The sequence below is a fragment of the Streptomyces sp. NPDC059897 genome (assembly GCF_042730865.1).
In the GTDB taxonomy this organism is placed as follows: Bacteria; Actinomycetota; Actinomycetes; order Streptomycetales; family Streptomycetaceae; genus Streptomyces.
In genome coordinates, this window is the sequence record NZ_JBHWKQ010000010.1 from 53,394 (window position 1) to 72,602 (window position 19,209).

The window sequence follows — 19,209 nt, forward strand, 5'->3', positions numbered from 1 at the left end:
CCCTCCCAGGCTAGTCCGGAATGCCCGTTTTTCGCGGCTGTGGGAGTCTCCGGCCATGAAGGCGATCAGCTACCGCTCGTACGGCGGCCCCGAAGTCCTCCAATACGGCGAGGTCCGCGACCCCAAGGTGGGGCCCGACTCGGTCCTGGTGAAGGTGCGCGCCGCCGCCGTGAACCCCGTGGACCGGCACTGCCGCGCCGGGCACCTGGACGGGCTGCTCGACCCCGTCTTCCCGGTGATCCCCGGCTGGGACGTGTCCGGCGTGGTGGTGCAGCCCGGTGTCGCCGTCACCGAGTTCGCGCCGGGCGACGAGGTCATCGGCTACGTACGCGAGGACTTCCTGTCGCGCGGCACCTTCGCCGAGTACGTGGCCGCGCCGGTGCGCACCCTCGCCCACAAGCCCCGCAACCTCACGTTCGAGGAGGCGGCAGGGCTGCCGCTCGCCGGGCTCACCGCCTACCAGGTGCTGACGCGCGGCCTCGAGGTGCAGGAGGGTGACGTGGTCCTGGTGCACGCGGCCGCAGGCGGCGTCGGCTCGTTCGCCGTGCAGCTCGCCCGGCACTTCGGCGCCCGCGTCATCGGCACGGCGAGCGAGCGCAATCACGACTACGTGCGGGAACTCGGCGGGGAACCGGTCACCTACGGGGACGGCCTCGCCGAACGGGTCCGGGCGCTGGCCCCGGAGGGCGTCGACGCGGCGTTCGACACGGTGGGCGGCGAGACGCTGCGGGTCTCGGCGGAACTGCTGGCCCCCGGCGGCCGGCTCGCCTCCATCGCCGACGGCGACGTGATCGGGCTCGGCGGCCGCTACTGCTGGGTGCGCCCCGACGCCGCCGACCTCGCCCGCCTCACCGAGCTCGCCGAGGCCGACGTGGTCACCGTGCACGTCGACGAGACGCTCCCGCTGGACCAGGCGGCCCGCGCCCACGAACTGATCGAGACCGGCCGCACCAGGGGAAAGATCGTGGTCACGGTCCCGTGGGACGAGTGACCGGCCCCGGCCTCACGCGATGAGCACCGCCGCGCACAGCGTGATCGCCACCGTGCACAGCGCGGCGGTCGCCGCCTGCCGCCGGGTCATGACGGGCGGCGCGGCCTCGTTCCGGGCGAGCCCGGTGATCCGCTGGTGGGCGACCGCCACGAAGCCCAGCCACAGCAGCAGGCACAGCGCCGTGGCCACGAAGCGGGCGGGCCCGACGCCGCTGCTCAGCGTCGCCTTCACCGCGAGCACCGCCGCGACCGTGCCCGACAGCGTCGTACGCCGCCACGCGAGCCGCGTCCGGGCGGGCTGGAGGCCGGGGTCGCGCACGGGCGCGTCCGCCCCGCTCACCCCTCCCACCCGACGAACACGATGACGACCATGGCCACGGAGACGAGCGCGACCACCACGCCGAGCAGCGCGGGGAACTTCGACACCGGCAGGTCCTCGCCGCGCCGCATCGCCAGCTCGCTGCGCACCCAGTGCCCCACGGCACGCAGCGAGCACAGCGCGCCCGCCCCGAGCAGCGCGAGCGCGAGCCCCACGCGCCAGCCCCAGCGCAGGTCCGGCAGGAACTGGTCCACGGCGAAACCGCCACCGATCAGCGCGAGCGCCGTGCGCACCCACGCCAGGAAGGTGCGCTCGTTGGCGAGCGAGAAGCGGTAGTCGGGGGTGTCACCCTCGTCCCTGATCCGCTCCGGGGCGAACCAGAGACGGATGCTGCGTACAAATTCGATCACCCGGGGCACATTACCCGCGGGGCTCCCGCGACCCGCTGGTCACCTGTGCGCCTTACCGTGCGCCTTCCACCGCTCGTACGCCGCGAGTCCGTCGGGCGTCCAGTCCCACTCGCCGATCCGCCGCTCCAGCTCCTCGGGGCTCAAGAACGCGTGCCAGTCGATCTCCTCGGCCTGCGGCCGCACCGGCAGGTCGAACGTGACCTCGTAGACGTACGACCACCAGGACTTGCCCGCGCCGCCCTCGTACAGGAACTTGAACAGCGGGGTGGGCCGCGGCAGTCCGCTCACCCCCAGCTCCTCCTCCGCCTCGCGCAGCGCCGCCTCGTCGTACGTCTCCCCGGCGCCGACGACCCCGCCGACGAACATGTCGTAGTGGGAGGGGAAGACGAGCTTGGTGGGGGTGCGGCGGTGCACGAAGATCTCGCCGGCCGGGTTCCTGGCGAGGATGAAGGCGCAGCGGTGGCGCAGGTTCTTCGCGTAGGCCTCGCCGCGCGGCGCCTGGCGGAGGACCTGGTCGTGTTCGTCGACGATGTCGAGGATCTCTTCGGCGGGGTTCATGAGCGGAAGGCTAGGCGGACGGCACCTGCGGGGCCCCCACCCGGTCCCGTCCGGTCGCGGTGGCGCCCGGCATCGCGGGATGCAGTCCGAGCAGCACGACACCCACCACGATCCCCGCCAGGCCCGCCGCCTCCCACGCCAGCGCCGCCGTGTCCATCCGCAGCCGGTCGCCCAGGAAGCCCACGCCGCACACGATCCCGGCCAGCGGCTGCGCCGCCGTCAGCGCGGGCAGCGACATCCGCAGCGGCGCCGTCTCGAACGCGCTCTGCACCAGGACGAGCCCCGTGACCCCGAGCGCGAGCACGGCGTACGGCTGCCAGCCGGTGAACAGCTCCGGCCAGCCGCCCGCGGCGAACCGCTGGCCGCTCACCCGCGTCAACGCGTCCTGCACCCCGTACAGCAGCCCCGCCGCCACCGCGAGCAGCGCGGGGCCCGCGGTCAGCCGGGAGCGTTTGGCCAGGGCCGCGAGGGCCAGCGCCCCGCCGACCATCACGCCGATGATCAGCCAGTGCCGCAGCGGATCGGCGACCGCGCTGCCGCCCCGCGGCTGCCCGGCGACGATGAACGCCGTGACGCCACCCGCGAGCAGCAGCAGCCCCGCCCAGCCCTGCCGGCCGAGCGGCGTTCTCGTCTGGCGGCGGGAGAGCAGCAGCGCGAAGAGCAGGTTCGTGGCGAGCAGCGGTTCGACGAGGGTCACCTCGCCCTGGCCGAGGGCCAGCGCGCCGAGCACCATCCCGCACACCATGAAGCCGATCCCGCCGAGCCAGCGCGGCACGCGCACCAGGTCGAGCAGCAGGCGCGGCGAGAGGAAGTCGCCGAGCGGGGCCCGCACCGCCGCGTTCTGCTGGAGGACGAAACCGATGCCCAGACAGAACGCCGCACTCACGGAGAGGACGAGGACGAGAACCGACACGCCGTCGACGATAGCGGCCCGCACGGCCACCCGCCCGCGAGCGACCGGCGCCGTACCGCGCTCGGCCGATCCGGGCCCGAACTCACCTGCTGCTTCGGCGAGTTGGTGAGGTGCGTCACCGGCGACCCTTGACGCGGACACCTTCGTACCGGTTTGCTGTGCGTGATCATCGACCCGCCGACCACGTCACCCACATCTGAACAGTCGTAAGGACCGGCCGCGGTGCCCCCACCCCCGCCTCCGCTCGGACGCTCCCGCAAGAAGCCCGCGCACACCCCTGCCTTCGGCGACCCCGCACTCGACGACGCCGAACTCGTCGCGGCCCGCTCCGCCCTCGCCAGAGGCCGCTGGACCGAGGTCCGGTCCCTGCTCCGCGCCACCGGCAGCGACTGGGACCTGCGCGGCCACCGGGTCCTCGGCCTCGCGGGCGAACCCACCGCGCGGGTCTGGGCCCGCGACTGGCTGCTCGCCGAACCCGACTCCACCGACGCTGTCGTCCTGCTCGCCTGCGCGGGCGTACTGCGCGCCGTCGAGGGCCGCGACCGCCCCGAGAAGGTGCGCACGGCGTGTGCCGAGGCGGCGGAGCTGGTGCCCGACGATCCGACACCGCTGCTCGGACTGATGCTCCTGGAACGGGAGTTGGGGACCGAGGAGGACGTCGTGCGGCTCTTCGACGAGGTGCGCCTGCGGCATCCCGGGCACCACCACGCGCACCATCTGATGGTCGCGCGGCTCGCCGAGCGGCGCGCCGACGTCGGGCAGGACCCGCTGCACGAGGTGTACGACTTCGCGTCCTGGGCGTGCGAACAGGCCACGCCCGACTCGCCGTTGGCGGTGCTCCCGGTCGTCGCGCACGCCGAGCGCTACCGGGTGCTCGCGCGCGCGGGCGTGCTCGCCGACGACCCGAAGGCGTCCGGGCACTGGACGGGGCGGCGCGCCCGGCTCGTCCTGAAGGCCGCGTTCGACTGGTGGCTGGAGTGGGGCGCCGCCCGCGAGCGGCCCGGTGCACCACACCCGCGCGGGCGCATCGACCTCAACTACCTGGCGCACGCGAAGTACTGCGAGGGCCGCCCCGCCGAGGCGGCCGCCCTGTTCCACCGGATCGGCCGGCACAGCACGCCGTACCCCTGGTCGTATCCGGACCGGGACCCGTACGAGGCGTTCCGGGTCGCGCGCGGCGCCGCGCTCGGCTCGGTGTAGAGCACACCCCACTCTTCACGAAGAAAGGAACGTCCCCCCATGAGCGCGAGCGAGCGACCGCCCGAGGCCGCGGCGGATCCGGCGATTCACACGTACCTGGGCGAGACGAGCGCGCTGCGGGCCGGGCGGCTCGGTACGGCGGGGCTGCTGCTCTCCGTGCTCGCCGCGACCGGCCCGCTGCTCGTCGTCGCGGGCGTCATGCCGACGACGTTCGCGGTGATGGGAGTGGTCGGCATGCCGCTCCTCTTCCTCCTCCTCGGCGTCGTCCTCGCCCTCTTCAGCGTCGGCTACGCGGAGTTGAGCCGGCACGTGCACAACGCGGGAGCGTTCTACGCGTACATCGCGCGCGGCCTCGGCCCGACGGCCGGCGCCGCGGCGGCCCTCGTCGCGCTCGTCGCCTACAGCTCGCTGCAGGTCGGCATCTTCGGCCTGTTCGGCTACGAGGTCGCGGGCCTCGCCGAGCAGTATCTGAACCTCGAACTGGCCTGGTGGATACCGGCGTTGGCCGCCGTACTGGCCGTCGGCGCGCTCGGCCTGCTGAAGATCGACGTGAACGCGAAGGTCCTCGGCGTACTGCTGCTCATCGAGGTCGCCGTCGTGGTCGTCTTCGACATCGCGGCCATCGGCGACCCCGGCCCCCAGGGCCTGTCCCTGCACGCCTTCAACCCGGAGACCCTCTCGGGCGTCGGGCTCGGCACGGCGCTGTGCTTCTGCATCGCCGCGTTCACCGGCTTCGAGCAGGCGCCGGTGTACGCGGAGGAGACCAGCAGGCCGCACGTCCTGGTGCCGCGCGTGATGTTCCTCGCGGTCGGCGGCGTCGCCCTGTTCTTCGCGTTCAGCTCGTGGGCGATGACGGTCGCGACGGGGCCCTCCGGGATCGTCGGCGCGGCCCGCGAACAGTCGGCGGGGCTGCTCTTCGGCCTGACCGAGGACCGCCTCGGCGGCGCGTTCACCGACATCGTCCATGTCCTGTTCGTGACGGGCATGTTCGCGGCGCTGCTCAGCTTCCACAACGTGGTGGCGCGGTACGCCTTCGCGATGGGGCGCGAGGGGCTGCTGCCCGCCGGGTTCGGGCGGACGAACACGGCGACCGGCGCGCCCGGCAAGGGCTCGGTGCTGCAGTCGGCGATCGCGCTGATCGCGGTCGCCGGCTTCGCGATCGCCGACGACGGGCCGTTCGGCGACCCGACGGCGCCGGTGCTGCACCTGTTCACCTGGGGCGGCAACGTGGGCGCGCTCGGCGTCATCGTCCTCATGGCCACGGCGTCCCTCGCCGTCATCGTGTTCTTCGCGCGCCGCGGGGCCGCGGCGGCGCAGGCCTGGCGGCTCGCGGCGTCCGGTGTGGCGGGCCTCGCGCTCCTCGTGATCGCCGTCTACACGGTCAAGGACTTCGACGTCCTGGTCGGCTCGGGCCCCGACTCCGCGCTCAACTGGATCCTCCCCGGCATCATCGTCCTGGCCGCGCTGGCGGGCGCGGTGCACGGCATGCTCCTCCGCACCAAGAACCCCCAGGCCCACGCCCGCATCGGCCTGGGCAACGAGGCGTTCCAACTGGACCAGAAATCAAGCCCCTCCGGCGATTGAGGAGCGGGGCCCGGGGCAGAGCCCCGCGACCGCAACCAAAGGTGACGAAACCCTGACGGCGGGCCGGAACCCCTGGATCCGGCCCGCCCACGGTGCTGCAATCAGAAACGTGACACCGAACCAAGGCCCCCCGGTAGGCCGACGCCTAGTCCTGGGCATGCTGGGCGCCGGCGCCCTGACCGTCGCCGCGGCCCCCACCCTCCAGCACACCCTGGAAGGCCTCGCCGAGAAGGACCCCACCGGCCTCACCGGCGTGCTGCCGAACGGCGGCGGTTTCCGCTACTACTCGGTCGCCGCCTCCGTTCCCCACAAGAGCGCGGACACCTACCGCCTCACCGTCGACGGCCTGGTCGCGCACCCGTCGACGTACACGCTCCCCGAACTGAGGGCGCTGCCGCAGACCCGCCTCGTCCGTGACGTGCAGTGCGTCACGGGCTGGCGGGTCCCGCGCACGCCCTTCGAAGGCGTACGGCTCTCGCGGATCCTGGACGCCGCGGGGGTGCGCCCCACCGCCAGGGCCGTACGCCTGACCTGCTTCGACGGCACGTACAGCGAGAGCCTCACGCTCCAACAGGCGCGCCGCGACGACGTCCTGGTGGCGCTGCGCATGCGGGACAAGGACCTCACACACGCGCACGGCGGCCCGGTCCGCCTCTACGCCGCCCCCATGTACTTCTACAAGTCGGCCAAGTGGCTCTCCGGGATCACCGTCACCGACGACGTGCAGCCGGGGTACTGGGAGGAGCGCGGCTACGACATCGACGCCTGGGTCGGCCGCTCGAACGGACGCGACGATGAGCCCACGAACTGAGCAGCTCACGGCCACCGTCCGCCGTTTCACGCGCGCCGAACGCTGGGTGCACCGCGGCACGGCCGCCCTGATGGGCGTGTGCGTCGCGACGGCCGCCTGCCTCTACGTACCGCAGCTCGCCGAACTCGTCGGCCGCCGCGCCCTCGTGGTCACGCTCCACGAATGGTCGGGCCTGCTGCTGCCGGTGCCGTTCCTGGCGGGCCTCGTCTCCCGTGCCTTCCGCGCGGACCTGGGGCTGCTCAACCGGTTCGACCCGTACGACAAGGAATGGCTGCGCGCCGCCCTGCGCCGGCGCCCCGGCCACCGCCCCGCGGGCAAGTTCAACGCCGGGCAGAAGCTGTGGGCGGCCTGGCTCGCCGGCGCCGTCCTGGTGATGCTCGGCACGGGGCTGCTCATGTGGTTCACGCACCTCGCCCCGCTCGCCGTGCGCACCGGCTCCACCTTCGTGCACGACTGGCTGGCGCTCGCCCTCGGCATCGTGCTCGCCGGGCACATCGGCATGGCGGTCGCCGGCCCGGAGTCCCGCCGGGGCCTGCGGACCGGCTTCGTGGACCGGGACTGGGCCGCCCGCGAGCACGGCGAGTGGCTCGACGCGCCCTGAACACACGACGAGGGCGCCCCCACCGTCCGGCGGGGGCGCCCTCTTGACCAGTCAGCGGTCGGTCCTCGGCTAGATCACCAGGGACAGCAGCAGCACCAGCGCACCGGCGACCACGGAGATGATCGTCTCCATGAGCGACCAGGTCTTCACGGTCTGGCCGACGCTGAGCCCGAAGTACTCCTTGACCAGCCAGAAACCGGCGTCGTTGACGTGGCTGAAGAACAGCGAACCCGCGCCGATGACCAGGACGAGCAGCGCCGTGTGCGTGTCGCTCATGTTGGCCGCGAGGGGCGCGACCAGACCGGCGGCGGACACCGTGGCGACCGTCGCCGAACCCGTGGCGACGCGGATGACGACCGCGATGAGCCAGGCGAGCAGCAGCGTCGGGAGGCCCCAGTCCTTGGAGATCTCCATGATCATCTCGCCGACGCCGGAGTCGACCAGGGTGCCCTTGAAGCCACCGCCCGCGCCCACGATGAGCAGCACGCCCGCGATCGGGCCGAGGGACTTCTCGGTGGTGGAGAGGATCTTGCCCTTGGTGAAGCCGGCCGGGCGGCCGAGGGTGAACATGGCGACGACCACGGAGACGAGCAGCGCCATCATCGGGTTGCCGACCACGTCGAAGACGCGCTGGACGGTGGCGTCCGGGTTGTCCACGATGACGTCGACGAGGGCCTTGGACAGCATCATCACGACCGGCAGCAGGATCGTCGCGACGGCGGCGCCGAAGCTCGGACGCTTCTCCAGGTCGTCGGAGGCGCGGGCCGGGATCATCTTCTCGGGGGCCGGCACGTCGACCCACTTGGCCGCGTACTTCGAGAAGACCGGGCCCGCGATGACGACCGTCGGAATGGCGACGAGGATGCCGAGCGCGAGCGTGAGGCCGAGGTTGGCGTCCACCGCGTCGATCGCGACGAGCGGGCCGGGGTGCGGCGGGATCAGGCCGTGCATGACGGACAGACCCGCGAGGGCCGGGATGCCGATCCGCATCAGCGAGTAGTTGCCGCGCTTGGCGACCATCAGGACGACGGGGATCAGCAGGACGATGCCGACCTCGAAGAAGAGCGGCAGACCGATCACGGCCGCGATGACCACCATGGCCCACGGCATGGCCTTGCCACCGGACTTGCCGGCCTTGGCGAGGATCGTGTCGACGATCTGGTCGGCGCCGCCGGAGTCGGCGAGCAGCTTGCCGAGGATGGCGCCGAGCGCGATCAGCACGCCGACACCGGCGACGGTGTCGCCGAGCCCGCCGCTGAAGCTTTCGATCACCTTGTCCAGCGGCGCACCGGCGAACGCGCCGAGCGCGAGCGAGCCGATGGTCAGCGCCAGGAAGGCGTGCATCTTGAACTTGGTGATGAGCAGGACGATGACGGCGATGCCCGCGAGCACGGCGATCCCGAGCTGGGCATGGCCCGCGGACGTGATCGGCTCGACGGTGTCCGCTGCCAGCATCTCGACGCTGAGTCTGGTCACGGTCTAATCCCTAGAACGAGTGGGGGCGGGGGGAGAGAACTTGCCGGTGGGGGGTTACGGGGTCGCGGCGGGGGAGTCGAGCTCGGCCAGGGCCGCGACGGCCCGGTCCGCGATCTCCTCCGGCGATCCCGCGACATCGACGGCCACGCCCGCCTCGTCCGCCGCGAGCGGCTGGAGCGTGGCGAACTGCGAGTCGAGCAGCGAGGTGGGCATGAAGTGCCCCTCGCGATGCCCCATTCGGTCCTCGATCAGCTCGCGCGAGCCGGTGAGGTGGACGAAGACGGCGTCGGGGGCCTCGGCCCGCAGACGGTCGCGGTAACTGCGCTTGAGGGCGGAGCTGGAGACCACCCCGCCGAGGCCCGCACGGCCGTGCGCCCAGCGGCCGATGGCATCGAGCCAGGGCCAGCGGTCGTCGTCCGTCAGGGGGGTGCCGGCCGACATCTTGTCGATGTTGGCCCGGGGATGGAAGTCGTCGCCCTCGGCGTACGGAACGCCGAGCCGCTCGGCGAGCAGGGGACCGATCGTTGTCTTGCCGGTTCCTGCGACGCCCATGACCACGACGACGTGGGGGGTGCTCATCGGGTACTGCCTCGTTTCGCTGTCTTCGTCGACATCGCTGTGACACCACACTGAAACCCAATAGGTCTGATTAATTCAAGAGGGTGTGACATATAAGTCAGACCATTGGTCTCGGGGCTAGGGTTGTCCCATGACCACAATGGGCCGGGGCCTGCATGCCCGCGTACTCGACAGCCTCGGTCCCGCGATCACCGCGGGCGAGTACCCCGCCGGCAGTGTGCTGCGCACGGATGAACTCGCCCAGCGTTTCGAGGTGTCCCGCTCGGTCATGCGGGAGGCGGTGCGCGTCCTGGAGTCGATGCACCTCGTGGCCTCGCGGCGCCGGGTCGGCGTCACGGTGCGGCCCGCCGAGGAGTGGAACGTCTACGACCCGCAGGTCATCCGCTGGCGCCTCGCGGGCGCCGACCGCCCGCGCCAGCTGCGCTCTCTCACGGTGCTGCGCTCGGCGGTCGAGCCGGTCGCCGCGGGGCTCGCGGCGCGCAGTGCGAGCGCGGAGCAGTGCGCTGCGCTGACCGAGTGCGCGCTCGGCATGGTGGCGACGTCACGCGGCCAGCAGCTGGAGGCGTACCTCGGCCACGACATCGAGTTCCACCGGATCGTCCTCAACGCATCGGGCAACGAGATGTTCGCCCACCTGGGTGACCTGGTGGCGGAGGTCCTCGCGGGCCGCACCCACCACCAGGTCATGTTCGAGGACCCGGACCCGGCGGCGGTCAGCCTGCACGTCAAGGTCGCCGAGGCGGTACGGGAGCGGAACGCGGAGCGCGCGGAGGAACTCACGCGCGAGATCGCGGTGGGCGCGCTCCACGAGCTGGACATCCTGGCGCCCTGAACTCCCCTGCCCGGGCCCGGAGTTACTCGATGAAGTCCCCGTCGACGTACACCCACGCGCCGTCGACCCGGGAGAACCGGCTGCGCTCGTGCAGCTCGCCGCCCTGGTAGCGGGCGCGGAAGGTGACGGTGCCGCGCTGGTGGAACGCGGAGCCGTCGACCGCCTCCACGATCTCCAGGCCGGTCCACTGCGGGGCGTCGTCGAAGTCGATGCCGGGCGGACGGGTGTCCGGATGCCAGGTGCGCAACAGGTACGCCCCGTCGTGCCGCACGAACGCGGCGTACCGGGACCGCATCAGGGCTTCGGCGGAGGGGGCGGCGGCACTGCCGGAGTGGTAGCGCCCGCAGCAGTTTTCGTACGAGGCCGGGAGCCCGCAGGGGCAGGTGGTGGTGCGTGACATGGGGCGTACTTTAAGCGGTGACCGTCACACCTGTTCCGCCCGGAACCCCGCCGGTGACACCCCCACATGCTGCTGAAAGAACTTCGAGAAGTTCGCCGAGTCCGCGAACCCGACCGCCACCCCGATCCGCCCCACGGGCAACTCCGTGTGCGCCAGCATCCGTTTGGCCTCCAGGACCACCCGCCGGTCGATGAACGCCTTCGGGGTCAGGCCCGTCGCGGCCCGCACCGCCCGCACCAGCGTGCGGCGCGAATACCCCAGCTCGTCGGCGTACGCGCTGACGCTGTGGTTGGACGTGAACCCGTGCTCGACCGCCGTGCGGAACCGCGTGAACGTCGTGTCCTGCTGCGGCGTCCCGTCGTCCTCCGCCGCGGCCTGCGCCGACACATGTGCCACGCGCAGCATCAGGGCCGTGAGGGCGTGCCGCAGGACCGAGGTGTGCAGGCTCAGCGGCAGCGTCGTCGTGTCCAGGTACTCGCGCCGCAGCTGCGCCAACGAGGCGTCGATCGCGGCGAGTTGCTCCGGATCGGGGTGCAGCAGCGGCGGCCGGTCGTAGCGGTAGAGCCCGGTCGCCTCGACGATGGCCCGCGGCAGGAACCCCGGCTGCATGGTGAGCGCGGTGCCGACGTACGCGGCCTCCGTCGAGAACCCGTGCACCTGCCCGGGGCGGATCCACAGGATGTCCCCGGCCCCGACCTCGTACTCGGTGAAGTCGATCATGTGGCGGACCGGGCCCTCGCGGAAGAACAGCAGCACGTGGAAGTCGATGCGGTGCACGCGCCGCGACAGGCCGACGCCACCCGCCCACGGGCCCTCCGAACCCATCGGCCCGACCTGGATCCCGACGCCGGACAGGCTCGCGCTCGGGTCGAACGGATAGGTCCGGATGTGCGCTCGATTTTCAGTGGCCGCCCGCAGATGTGCGCTCGTCTGTGAGGGGTCCTGCTCCGTCATCCACTGTCCTTGGCTCGGGCCGCTGTGCGTGTCCCATTTTCACCGAACGCTGGCACGGGGGCACCTGTCGAGCCAAAAGTATGACCTTTACATTCGTAGGTGGTTCGACCTGGGACTTTGGTCCCGGCCGGACGGTGCCTTTCGGTACCTCGGCAGGACAACGGATGCGAAGGAAGCTGTACAGATGAGCACGCAGACACCGGACGGACTCGACCCCTTCGAGCAGCCCTTCGAGTGGACCGAAAGCGACCAGCGTGCCGTCGACACCGCGCGCCTCCTCGCGGCGGACGCCGTGCAGAAGGTCGGCAACGGTCACCCCGGCACCGCCATGAGCCTCGCCCCGGCCGCGTACACGATCTTCCAGAAGGCCATGCGGCACGACCCGGCCGACCCGGAGTGGACCGGCCGCGACCGCTTCGTCCTCTCGCCCGGCCACACCAGCCTCACCCTCTACACCCAGCTCTTCCTCTCCGGCTACGAGCTGGAACTGGACGACCTGAAGGCGTTCCGCACGCAGGGCTCGAAGACGCCGGGCCACCCCGAGTACGGCCACACCGCCGGTGTCGAGACGACGACCGGGCCGCTCGGCCAGGGCGTCGCCAACGCCGTGGGCATGGCGATGGCCGCCCGCTACGAGCGCGGCCTGTTCGACCCGGAGGCCGCCGAGGGCGCCTCCCCGTTCGACCACACCATCTGGGCGATCGTCTCCGACGGCGACCTGGAGGAGGGCGTCTCCGCCGAGGCCAGCTCGCTCGCGGGCCACCAGAAGCTCGGCAACCTCGTCTTCGTCTACGACGACAATCACATCTCCATCGAGGGCGACACCGCGACCGCGTTCTCCGAGGACGTGCTGAAGCGCTACGAGTCCTACGGCTGGCACGTGCAGCGCATCGAGCCGACCGCCGCGGGCGACGTCGACCCGAAGGCCCTCTACGAGGCGCTGGCCGCCGCCAAGGCCGTCACCGACAAGCCCTCGATCATCGCGATGCGCACGATCATCGCCTGGCCCGCCCCGACCGCGCAGAACACCGAGGCCTCCCACGGCTCGGCGCTCGGCGCCGACGAGATCGCCGCGACGAAGAAGGTCCTCGGCTTCGACCCCGAGCAGTCCTTCATCGTCGAGGACGAGGTCATCGCCCACACCCACAAGGCCCTCGACCGCGGAGCCGAGGCGCACGCCGCCTGGGACAAGCAGCTCGCCGAGTGGCGCGCCGCCAACCCCGAGCGCTCCGAGACCCTCGACCGCGTGCTCGCGGGCCGCCTCCCCGAGGGCTGGGAGGACGCCCTGCCGTCCTTCGAGACCGGCACGAAGGTCGCCACGCGCGCCGCGTCCGGCAAGACCCTCCAGGCGCTCGGCCCGGTCATCCCCGAGCTGTGGGGCGGCTCCGCCGACCTCGCCGGCTCGAACAACACCACCATCGACAAGACGTCGTCCTTCCTCCCGAAGGGCAACCCGCTCCCGGAGGCCGACCCGTACGGCCGCACCGTGCACTTCGGCATCCGCGAGTTCTCGATGGCCGCCGAGATGAACGGCATCGCGCTGCACGGCAACACCCGCATCTACGGCGGCACCTTCCTGGTGTTCTCCGACTACATGCGCAACGCCGTCCGCATGTCGGCCCTCATGCAGCTCCCGGTCACCTATGTGTGGACGCACGACTCCATCGGCCTCGGCGAGGACGGCCCGACGCACCAGCCGGTCGAGCACCTCGCCGCGCTGCGCGCCATCCCCGGCCTGAACATCGTCCGCCCGGCCGACGCCAACGAGACGGCCATCGCCTGGCGCGAGATCCTCAAGCGCGGCACCGAGAAGCCGGCCCCGCACGGCCTGGCCCTCTCCCGCCAGGGCCTGCCGACGTACGAGGCCAACGACGACGCGGCCAAGGGCGGTTACGTCCTCGTCGAGGCGTCGAAGGCCACCCCGGACGTCGTCCTCATCGCCACCGGCTCCGAGGTCCAGCTCGCCGTCGCCGCACGCGAGCAGCTGGAGGCCGAGGGCGTCGCCACCCGTGTCGTCTCGATGCCGTCCGTCGAGTGGTTCGAGGAGCAGGAGCAGGCGTACAAGGACGCCGTCCTGCCGCCGTCCGTGAAGGCCCGCGTGGCGGTCGAGGCCGGCATCGGCCTCACCTGGTACCGCTACGTCGGTGACGCCGGCCGCATCGTCTCCCTTGAGCACTTCGGCGCCTCCGCCGACGCGGGCACGCTCTTCGCCGAGTTCGGCTTCACCGCCGAGAACGTCGCCGACAAGGCCCGCGAGTCCCTCGCCGCCGCCCGCGCCTGACCCTTCCGCAGCAACGCACGCCCGAAAGAAGATGAAGCAGAACATGAGCAACGCCGTCGCACCCCTCAAGGCCCTTTCCGACGAAGGCGTTTCCATCTGGCTGGACGACCTGTCCCGCACCCGCATCGAGTCCGGCAACCTCGCCGAGCTCATCGCGGACCAGCACGTCGTGGGCGTCACCACGAACCCCTCGATCTTCCAGGCCGCCATCGGCAAGGGCGAGGGCTACGAGGAGCAGCTCGCCGACCTGGCCGTCCGCAAGGTCACCGTCGACGAGGCCGTCCGCATGATGACGACCCAGGACGTCCGCGCCGCCGCCGACATCCTGCGCCCGGTGTACGACGCCACGCAGGGCCGTGACGGCCGCGTCTCCATCGAGGTCGACCCGCGCCTGGCGCACAACACCGAGGCCACCATCGCCGAGGCCAAGCAGCTCGCCTGGCTCGTCGACCGCCCCAACGTGATGATCAAGATCCCGGCGACCCTCGCGGGCCTCCCGGCGATCACCGAGGTCATCGGCCTCGGTATCTCGGTCAACGTCACGCTGATCTTCTCCCTCGACCGCTACAAGGCCGTCATGGACGCCTACCTGGCCGGCCTGGAGAAGGCCCACGAGCGCGGCATCGACCTCTCCTCGATCCACTCGGTCGCCTCCTTCTTCGTCTCCCGCGTCGACGCCGAGATCGACAAGCGTCTCGACAAGATCGGCACCGACGAGGCCGCTTCGGCGAAGGGCAAGGCGGCGCTCGCCAACGCCCGCCTCGCCTACGAGGCCTTCGAGCAGGCCTTCGCCGCCGAGCGCGCCACCAAGCTGGCGGCCGCCGGCGCCAACAAGCAGCGCCCGCTGTGGGCCTCCACCGGCGTCAAGGACCCCGCGTACAAGGACACCCTGTACGTCGACGAGCTGGTCGCGCCCGGCACCGTCAACACCATGCCCGAGGGCACCCTGAAGGCGACCGCCGACCACGGCGAGATCACCGGCGACACCATCACCGGCCGCTACGAGCAGGCCCGCGCCGAGCTGAAGGCCGTCGACGCGCTCGGCATCTCCCTCGACGAGGTCACCCAGCAGCTCGAGGACGAGGCCGTCGCCAAGTTCGAGATCGCCTGGAACGACCTGCTGGCCACCGTCTCCTCCCGCCTGACGGAGGCTGAGTCCAAGTGAGCTCCACCGCTTGGCAGAACCCGCTGAGGGACCCCCGCGACCGCCGCCTCCCGCGCGTCGCGGGCCCCTCCGGGCTCGTCATCTTCGGCGTCACGGGCGACCTGTCCCGCAAGAAGCTGATGCCGGCCGTCTACGACCTCGCCAACCGCGGCCTGCTGCCGCCGGGCTTCTCGCTCCTCGGCTTCGCCCGCCGCGAGTGGGCGGACCAGGACTTCGCGCAGGTCGTCCACGACTCGGTCAAGGAGCACGCCCGCACGCCCTTCCGCGAGGAGGTCTGGCAGCAGCTCGCCGAGGGCATGCGCTTCATCCCCGGCGACTTCGACGACGACACCGCGTTCTCGCAACTGCGCAGCGCCGTCGACGAACTCGACGAGAAGCGCGGCACCAGCGGCAACTACGCGTTCTACCTCTCCGTACCGCCGAAGTTCTTCCCCAAGGTCGTCCAGCAGCTCAAGAAGCACGGCCTCGCCGACGCCCCCGAGGGGTCCTGGCGGCGCGCCGTCATCGAGAAGCCGTTCGGCCACGACATGGAGTCGGCGCGCGAGCTGAACCGCATCGTGCACGACGTGTTCTCGCCGGACCAGGTCTTCCGCATCGACCACTACCTCGGCAAGGAGACCGTCCAGAACATCCTGGCGCTCCGCTTCGCCAACCAGATGTACGAACCCATCTGGAACCGCTCCTACGTCGACCACGTGCAGATCACGATGGCCGAGGACATCGGCATCGGCGGCCGCGCCGGCTACTACGACGGCATCGGCGCCGCCCGCGACGTCATCCAGAACCACCTGCTCCAGCTGCTCGCCCTCACGGCGATGGAGGAGCCGGCCGCGTTCGACGCCGAGTCCCTCGTCAACGAGAAGCTCAAGGTCCTCAAGTCCGTGCGGCTCCCCGCCGACCTGGAGAAGTCCACGGTCCGCGCCCAGTACGCGGCCGGCTGGCAGGGCGGCGAGAAGGTCCCCGGCTACCTGCAGGAAGACGGCATCGACCCCAAGTCGAAGACCGACACCTACGCGGCCGTGAAGCTGGGCATCGACAACCGCCGCTGGGCGGGCGTCCCGTTCTACCTGCGCACCGGCAAGCGCCTCGGCCGCCGCGTCACCGAGATCGCGGTCGTCTTCCAGCGCGCCCCGCACTCCCCGTTCGACCACACCGCCACCGAGGAACTCGGCCAGAACGCGATCGTCATCCGCGTTCAGCCGGACGAGGGCATGACGGTGCGCTTCGGATCCAAGGTGCCGGGTACGTCGATGGAGATCCGCGACGTGTCCATGGACTTCGCCTACGGCGAGTCGTTCACCGAGTCCAGCCCGGAAGCGTACGAGCGGCTGATCCTGGACGTGTTGCTGGGCGACGCGAACCTCTTCCCGCGCACGGAGGAGGTCGAGGAGTCCTGGCGCATCCTCGACCCCATCGAGGAGCACTGGGACAAGGTCGGCAAGCCCGCCCGGTACGCCTCGGGCAGCTGGGGCCCGAAGGAAGCGGACGAGATGCTCGCACGAGACGGACGGAGCTGGCGAAGGCCATGAGGATCGACCTGACCGACACCACGGCAAGCAAGGTCAACAAGGCGCTCGTCGAAGGGCGCCGAGCCATCGGCACGCCCGCGGTGGGCATGGTCCTGACGATGGTCATCGTCACGGACGAGGAGAACGCGTACGACGCGACGAAGGCCGCCCAGGAGGCGTCCCGCGAGCACCCCTCGCGCACCCTCGTCGTCATCCGGCGCACCAAGCGCCTGCCCCGCGACCGGCACGGCAACCGGCTCGACGCCGAGGTCCGCCTCGGCTCCGAGGCAGGCACCGGCGAGACGGTGGTCCTGCGCCTGTACGGCGAGACCGGCCAGCACGCCGACTCCGTCGTCCTGCCGCTGCTGCTGCCCGACGCCCCGGTCGTCGTGTGGTGGCCGGTCGACGCCCCCGACGAGCCCTCCAAGGACCCGCTCGGCGCGCTCGCCGCCCGCCGCATCACCGACCTGTACGCCGACGAGGACGCGCTCGCCGCCCTCGACCGGCGCGCCGCGCACTACGCGCCCGGCGACACCGACCTGGCCTGGACGCGGCTCACCCCGTGGCGCTCCATGCTGGCCGCCGCGCTCGACCAGGCCCGCACCGACGTCGTCTCCGCGGCCGTCGAGTCCGAGGCCGGCAACCCCAGCGCCGAACTGCTCGCGCGCTGGCTCGGCGCCCGGCTCGGCGTCCCGGTCGAGCGGGTCACGACGCCGGGCCCGGTCGTCACCGCGGTCCGCCTCGGCACCCCGAACGGCGAGATCCGCATCGACCGCCCCGAAGGGCCGCTCGCCAAGCTGACCCTGCCAGGCCAGCCCGAGCGCACCCTCGCCCTGAAGGTCCGCTCCACCGCCGAGCTGATCGCGGAGGAACTCCGCCGCCTCGACGCCGACGAGATGTACGCCGTGGCCCTGCAGGCAGCCGCCCCCGGCAAAGTCACCAAGGAGTCCGTTCAACATGCCTGACACCGCCTCTCAAGGCCCCTTCCTCACGCGCCGCCCGCAGTGGACGGCCCTGGAGGACCACCGCGCGAAGTTCAACGGCACGCACCTGCGCGACCTCTTCGCGAAGGACGCGGCCCGCGCCGAGCGCTACACCGTGGCCGTCGGTGACCTGCACATCGACTACTCCAAGCACCTGATCACGGACGAGACCCTCGCCCTGCTCCAGGAACTGGCCACCGCCACCGACGTGTTCGGGCAGCGCGACGCCATGTTCCGCGGCGAGAAGATCAACACGACCGAGGACCGCGCCGTGCTGCACACGGCCCTGCGCGCCCCGGCCGACGCCGTGATCGAGGTCGACGGCGAGAACGTCGTGCCGAAGGTGCACGAGGTCCTCGACCGGATGGCCGTCTTCGCCGACAAGATCCGTACGGGCGAGTGGACCGGCCACACCGGCAAGCGGATCAAGAACGTCGTCAACGTCGGCATCGGCGGCTCGGACCTCGGCCCGGCCATGGCGTACGAGGCGCTGCGCCCGTTCACCGCCCGCGACCTGACGCTCCGCTTCGTCTCCAACGTCGACGGCGCCGACCTGCACGAGGCCGTCCGCGACCTCGACCCGGCCGAGACGCTGTTCATCATCGCCTCGAAGACCTTCACGACGATCGAGACGATCACCAACGCGAAGGCCGCCCGCTCCTGGCTCCTCGACGGGCTCGGCGACGACAAGGCCGTCGCCAAGCACTTCGTCGCCCTGTCGACCAACGCCGAGAAGGTGTCGGACTTCGGCATCGACACGGCCAACATGTTCGAGTTCTGGGACTGGGTCGGCGGCCGCTACTCCTTCGACTCGGCCATCGGCCTCTCGCTGATGATCGCGATCGGCCCGGACCACTTCCGCGAGCTGCTCGACGGCTTCCGCCTGGTCGACGAGCACTTCCGCACCGCCCCGGCGGAGGCCAACGCGCCGCTGCTGCTCGGCCTGCTCGGCGTCTGGTACGGCAACTTCCACGGCGCGCAGTCGCACGCGGTGCTGCCGTACAGCCACTACCTCTCCAAGTTCACGGCGTACCTCCAGCAGCTCGACATGGAGTCCAACGGCAAGTCCGTGGACCGCCAGGGCCGCGGCGTCGAGTGGCAGACGGGCCCGGTCGTCTGGGGCACCCCCGGCACCAACGGGCAGCACGCCTACTACCAGCTCATCCACCAGGGCACGAAGCTGATCCCGGCGGACCTCATCGGCTTCGCGAAGCCGGTCGACGAGCTGTCCGACACCCTCGCCGGCCAGCACGACCTGCTGATGGCCAACCTGTTCGCGCAGGGCCAGGCGCTCGCCTTCGGCAAGACGCCGGACGAGGTGCGCGCCGAGGGCGTCGCCGAGGAACTGGTCCCGCACAAGACCTTCAAGGGCAACCACCCGACGACGACGATCCTCGCCCGCGAGCTGACCCCGTCCGTCCTCGGCCAGCTCATCGCCCTCTACGAGCAGAAGGTCTTCGTCCAGGGCGCCGTCTGGAACATCGACTCCTTCGACCAGTGGGGCGTCGAGCTGGGCAAGGTCCTCGCCAAGCGCGTGGAGCCCGCCCTCACCGAAGGCGCGGAGGTCCCCGGCCTCGACGCGTCGACGCAGTCCCTGGTCAGCACGTACCGCGCCCTGCGCGGCCGCAACCAACACGGAAAGTAG

General features: G+C 71.5%; 19 protein-coding genes. 11 read left to right on the plus strand and 8 right to left on the minus strand.

Going from position 1 to position 19,209, the window contains the following annotated elements:
- The first annotated feature begins 55 nt into the window (after positions 1 to 55).
- Positions 56 to 991, plus strand: coding sequence for an NADP-dependent oxidoreductase (locus ACFV9W_RS13780; protein ID WP_385759427.1), 936 nt, complete (start codon positions 56 to 58; stop codon positions 989 to 991).
- Positions 992 to 1,003: 12 nt separating this feature from the next.
- Here the strand turns inward: ACFV9W_RS13780 and ACFV9W_RS13785 are convergent, their stop codons facing one another.
- The 4 genes from ACFV9W_RS13785 to ACFV9W_RS13800 are packed head-to-tail and all read right to left on the minus strand — an operon-like array spanning position 1,004 to position 3,190.
- The gene (locus ACFV9W_RS13785; protein ID WP_385759430.1) at positions 1,004 to 1,330 is read right to left on the minus strand and encodes a DUF202 domain-containing protein; all 327 of its coding nucleotides are present in this window, start codon (positions 1,328 to 1,330) and stop codon (positions 1,004 to 1,006) included.
- Positions 1,327 to 1,719 (minus strand): YidH family protein, encoded by a 393-nt coding sequence (locus ACFV9W_RS13790; RefSeq protein WP_385759433.1) that lies wholly within the window; start codon positions 1,717 to 1,719, stop codon positions 1,327 to 1,329. Before ACFV9W_RS13790 ends, ACFV9W_RS13785 begins: the two co-directional genes overlap by 4 nt.
- Positions 1,720 to 1,758: 39 nt before the next feature.
- Positions 1,759 to 2,277 (minus strand): NUDIX hydrolase, encoded by a 519-nt coding sequence (locus tag ACFV9W_RS13795; RefSeq protein ID WP_385759435.1) that lies wholly within the window; start codon positions 2,275 to 2,277, stop codon positions 1,759 to 1,761.
- 10 nt (positions 2,278 to 2,287) lie between these two features.
- Positions 2,288 to 3,190: a DMT family transporter gene (locus ACFV9W_RS13800; protein ID WP_385759438.1), complete on the minus strand. Its 903-nt coding sequence runs from the start codon at positions 3,188 to 3,190 to the stop codon at positions 2,288 to 2,290.
- Between the two features lie 222 nt (positions 3,191 to 3,412).
- On the opposite strand from ACFV9W_RS13800, the gene ACFV9W_RS13805 reads away from it, so the two are divergent.
- The 4 genes from ACFV9W_RS13805 to ACFV9W_RS13820 all read left to right on the plus strand — a co-directional run bounded on the left by ACFV9W_RS13805 (position 3,413) and on the right by ACFV9W_RS13820 (position 7,386).
- The gene (locus ACFV9W_RS13805; protein WP_385759441.1) at positions 3,413 to 4,390 is read left to right on the plus strand and encodes a hypothetical protein; all 978 of its coding nucleotides are present in this window, start codon (positions 3,413 to 3,415) and stop codon (positions 4,388 to 4,390) included.
- Between the two features lie 39 nt (positions 4,391 to 4,429).
- Entirely contained in the window at positions 4,430 to 5,974 is a 1,545-nt protein-coding gene (locus ACFV9W_RS13810) for an APC family permease (RefSeq protein ID WP_385759443.1), read from the plus strand.
- Between the two features lie 157 nt (positions 5,975 to 6,131).
- On the plus strand, positions 6,132 to 6,785 hold the full coding sequence (locus tag ACFV9W_RS13815; protein ID WP_385759446.1) for a molybdopterin-dependent oxidoreductase: 654 nt from the start codon (positions 6,132 to 6,134) through the stop codon (positions 6,783 to 6,785).
- On the plus strand, positions 6,769 to 7,386 hold the full coding sequence (locus tag ACFV9W_RS13820; RefSeq protein ID WP_385759449.1) for a cytochrome b/b6 domain-containing protein: 618 nt from the start codon (positions 6,769 to 6,771) through the stop codon (positions 7,384 to 7,386). The genes ACFV9W_RS13815 and ACFV9W_RS13820 overlap by 17 nt, the downstream gene beginning before the upstream one ends.
- Positions 7,387 to 7,455: 69 nt before the next feature.
- On the opposite strand, the gene ACFV9W_RS13825 is transcribed toward ACFV9W_RS13820, so the two are convergent.
- Together ACFV9W_RS13825 and ACFV9W_RS13830 are read right to left on the minus strand one after the other, a co-directional pair.
- Positions 7,456 to 8,862: a gluconate:H+ symporter gene (locus ACFV9W_RS13825; RefSeq protein ID WP_385759451.1), complete on the minus strand. Its 1,407-nt coding sequence runs from the start codon at positions 8,860 to 8,862 to the stop codon at positions 7,456 to 7,458.
- A 54-nt stretch (positions 8,863 to 8,916) separates the two neighbouring features.
- On the minus strand, positions 8,917 to 9,441 hold the full coding sequence (locus tag ACFV9W_RS13830) for a gluconokinase (protein WP_385759454.1): 525 nt from the start codon (positions 9,439 to 9,441) through the stop codon (positions 8,917 to 8,919).
- A 130-nt stretch (positions 9,442 to 9,571) separates the two neighbouring features.
- Here ACFV9W_RS13830 and ACFV9W_RS13835 point away from each other — a divergent pair, with 130 nt between their 5' ends.
- The gene (locus ACFV9W_RS13835; protein WP_385759457.1) at positions 9,572 to 10,273 is read left to right on the plus strand and encodes a FadR/GntR family transcriptional regulator; all 702 of its coding nucleotides are present in this window, start codon (positions 9,572 to 9,574) and stop codon (positions 10,271 to 10,273) included.
- A 22-nt stretch (positions 10,274 to 10,295) separates the two neighbouring features.
- On the opposite strand, the gene ACFV9W_RS13840 is transcribed toward ACFV9W_RS13835, so the two are convergent.
- Positions 10,296 to 10,673 carry a YchJ family protein gene (locus tag ACFV9W_RS13840; protein WP_385759460.1) on the minus strand — a complete coding sequence of 126 codons (378 nt, stop codon included), beginning with the start codon at positions 10,671 to 10,673 and terminating at the stop codon, positions 10,296 to 10,298.
- 24 nt (positions 10,674 to 10,697) lie between these two features.
- Positions 10,698 to 11,627, minus strand: coding sequence for a helix-turn-helix domain-containing protein (locus tag ACFV9W_RS13845; RefSeq protein ID WP_385759463.1), 930 nt, complete (start codon positions 11,625 to 11,627; stop codon positions 10,698 to 10,700).
- Between the two features lie 184 nt (positions 11,628 to 11,811).
- On the opposite strand from ACFV9W_RS13845, the gene tkt reads away from it, so the two are divergent.
- Genes tkt through pgi form a run of 5 tightly spaced genes read left to right on the plus strand, consistent with a single transcriptional unit; the run spans position 11,812 to position 19,209 of the window.
- The gene (gene tkt, locus ACFV9W_RS13850; protein ID WP_385759466.1) at positions 11,812 to 13,908 is read left to right on the plus strand and encodes a transketolase; all 2,097 of its coding nucleotides are present in this window, start codon (positions 11,812 to 11,814) and stop codon (positions 13,906 to 13,908) included.
- Between the two features lie 43 nt (positions 13,909 to 13,951).
- Positions 13,952 to 15,073, plus strand: a complete 1,122-nt coding sequence (gene tal / locus ACFV9W_RS13855; RefSeq protein ID WP_385759468.1) for a transaldolase — start codon at positions 13,952 to 13,954, stop codon at positions 15,071 to 15,073.
- A complete protein-coding gene (zwf, locus tag ACFV9W_RS13860) occupies positions 15,070 to 16,602 on the plus strand; it encodes a glucose-6-phosphate dehydrogenase (RefSeq protein ID WP_385759471.1) in 1,533 nt (510 codons plus the stop codon). Before tal ends, zwf begins: the two co-directional genes overlap by 4 nt.
- Positions 16,599 to 17,546: a glucose-6-phosphate dehydrogenase assembly protein OpcA gene (gene opcA / locus ACFV9W_RS13865; RefSeq protein ID WP_385759474.1), complete on the plus strand. Its 948-nt coding sequence runs from the start codon at positions 16,599 to 16,601 to the stop codon at positions 17,544 to 17,546. Before zwf ends, opcA begins: the two co-directional genes overlap by 4 nt.
- Entirely contained in the window at positions 17,539 to 19,209 is a 1,671-nt protein-coding gene (gene pgi / locus ACFV9W_RS13870) for a glucose-6-phosphate isomerase (RefSeq protein WP_385759477.1), read from the plus strand. The genes opcA and pgi overlap by 8 nt, the downstream gene beginning before the upstream one ends.